The 2,410-nt window shown below is 64.9% G+C and carries 3 protein-coding genes; 2 read left to right on the top strand and 1 reads right to left on the bottom strand.

Annotated elements, in window-relative coordinates; all coding sequences use genetic code 11:
• Window positions 1–277: 277 nt before the first annotated feature.
• A complete protein-coding gene (locus RMN84_RS10200; RefSeq protein WP_309612063.1) occupies window positions 278–685 on the bottom strand; it encodes a hypothetical protein in 408 nt (135 codons plus the stop codon).
• Between the two features lie 116 nt (window positions 686–801).
• On the opposite strand from RMN84_RS10200, the gene purF reads away from it, so the two are divergent.
• Complete coding sequence (purF, locus tag RMN84_RS10195; RefSeq protein ID WP_309612062.1) at window positions 802–2,247, top strand: amidophosphoribosyltransferase; 1,446 nt, start codon at window positions 802–804, stop codon at window positions 2,245–2,247.
• A 10-nt stretch (window positions 2,248–2,257) separates the two neighbouring features.
• A partial coding sequence (locus RMN84_RS10190; protein WP_309612064.1) for an SDR family NAD(P)-dependent oxidoreductase occupies window positions 2,258–2,410 on the top strand: 153 nt, incomplete at its 3' end.

Here is a 2,410-nt window from a genome sequence, read left to right as displayed (position 1 = left end):
GCTGGATCGCGCTCAGGATAATAGGGGTCGCGCACCCATCTGCCCCTTGATCGGTTGTGGTCTGTTCACACCGCGAAGTGCCGCTCGCCTTCCCCCAACAGCAGACAGTATCGAAAAAACTTTCCTACAGGCCCACGCTCGTGCGACTTCGGACTCGGCTGATTCTCATTGCTGATCCCGCGTCGATTCCGCCGGACGAGCGCGTCGACAAACATAGCCGATACCGTGTGAACTTTGGTGAACTTTGGCCCGGGTCAGGTCATTGCAATGTTGAATTTCAGCAAACCGGCTCCCCGCCGAAATCGCTCACAATGCCCGCCGTCGCATCCCGCTTGAATTTCTTCCCGGTGAGCGTTGCCCCCGGCGCGCAATAATAGGCGCACGACGCCGACACGCCCGTCACGCCGACCGCAGCGCCATCGATCGACAGCACAATCTTGCACGCCCCTTCGCCCTGCGGCGTGAGCTGCCATCCCGCCTCCGCCCGGGCCAGCGTCCCCGCCACCGAACAGTTCGAATCGCCGGTGCCATAAGCAATGATCCCGGCCCGCACGCCGGCCTCACTGCGGGCGATGCACAGTCGGTCGCGGTCGCCGCCGCTGAAGCTGCCGCTCGGCGGTCCGGAGTCGTCCGGCTTGGCCGAGCAACCGGCGATCAGGATCAACAAAGGCAGGACGCGGCGCATCCCCTCCCCTCGCCTGCTTTCCCGCGCCCTTCAAGCCTTTCGCAAATGGACAGGGCGACAAACCCGCAACCCCTCCCTATATGACGGCTTCGCGACAGCAGGACTCGGCCCGGCCTATGCTCACGACCAATCCGTTCGAAGACGACAAACTTCACGAGGAGTGCGGCGTGTTCGGCATCTGGGGTGCCGACGGCGCCGCCAGCTATGTCGCGCTCGGCCTCCACGCACTGCAGCATCGCGGCCAGGAAGCGGCCGGGATCAGCAGCTTCGACGGCAAGCATTTCCACACCCACCGCGCGATGGGCCAGGTCGGCGGCAACTTCGACCGCGACGAGATCATGCGCCCGCTCACCGGCCGCACCGCGATCGGCCATGTCCGCTATTCGACTACCGGCGAGACCGCGCTGCGCAATGTCCAGCCGCTCTATGCCGACCTCAACGAGGGCGGGTTCGCGGTCGCCCATAACGGCAACATCTCCAACGCGATGACGATCAAGCGCGCGCTGATCCGGCGCGGATCGATCTTCCAGTCGACCAGCGACACCGAGGTATTCATCCACCTCACTGCGACCTCATCGTTCAGCACGCCGCTCGACCGGCTGATCGACGCGCTGCGCCAGGTCGAGGGGGCCTATTCGCTGCTCGTACTGACCGAGCAGGGTCTGGTCGCCTGCCGCGATCCGCTCGGCATCCGGCCACTGGTCATGGGCAAGCTCGGCGATGCGGTCATCTTCGCGTCCGAGACGGTCGCGCTCGACGTCATCGGCGCGAAATATGTGCGCGATATCGATCCGGGCGAGCTCGTGCTGGTCGACGATGGCGGGCTGCGCAGCTATCGTCCATTCGCGCCGGCGCGGCCGCGTCCGTGCATCTTCGAACATGTCTATTTCTCGCGCCCCGACAGCATCGTCGACGGATCGTCAGTCTATGAAGTGCGCAAGAATATCGGTGCCGAACTGTCGCGCGAAGCGCCGGTCGAGGCCGACATCGTCGTCCCCGTCCCCGACAGCGGTGTTCCCGCCGCAATCGGCTTTTCGCAGGCGTCGGGCATCCCGTTCGAGCTCGGCATCATCCGCTCGCACTATGTCGGCCGGACCTTCATCCAGCCGAGCGACGGCGTCCGCCACCTCGGCGTGAAGCTCAAGCACAACGCCAATTCGGCGCTGATCAAGGGCAAGAAGATCGTCCTGATCGACGATTCGATCGTGCGCGGCACGACCAGCCTCAAGATCGTCCAGATGATGCGCGATGCCGGCGCGAGCGAAGTCCATATGCGCATCGCCTCGCCGCCGACCCGCCACAGCTGCTTTTATGGCGTCGATACGCCTGAGCGATCCAAGCTGCTCGCAGCACAAATGGACGTCGCGGCGATGGCCGAGCATATCCATGCCGACAGCCTCGCTTTCATTTCGATCGACGGCCTTTATCGCGCCATGGGCGACGTTCGTGACGCGCGCCAGCCGCAGCGCTGTGACGCCTGTTTCACCGGCGACTATCCAACGACCCTGACCGACATGAACGAAGACGGCCATCCCCGCCTCGCGCTGGTCGCCAGTCGCTGATCGGATCATCGTGACCAAGGCGTTCGAGGGAAAGCTGGCGCTCGTCACCGGCGCCAGTCGCGGCATCGGTGCCGCCACCGCCGAGGCGCTCGCTGCTGCGGGAGCGCATGTCATCCTCGTCGCGCGGACGTCGTCGGGACTGGAGGAGGTCGAAGACCGCATC

Source organism: Sphingomonas sp., assembly GCF_031380695.1.
Taxonomy (GTDB): domain Bacteria; phylum Pseudomonadota; class Alphaproteobacteria; order Sphingomonadales; family Sphingomonadaceae; genus Sphingomicrobium.
The sequence above is the reverse complement of the archived record's forward strand: the minus strand, read 5'-3'. Positions and strand labels throughout refer to the sequence as shown.

Excerpts from the sequence above, each read along its gene's own strand:
- RMN84_RS10200 (WP_309612063.1), bottom strand. The coding sequence starts at position 685 with ATGCGCCGCGTCCTGCCTTTGTTGATCCTGATCGCCGGTTGCTCGGCC.
- purF (WP_309612062.1), top strand. The coding sequence starts at position 802 with ATGCTCACGACCAATCCGTTCGAAGACGACAAACTTCACGAGGAGTGC.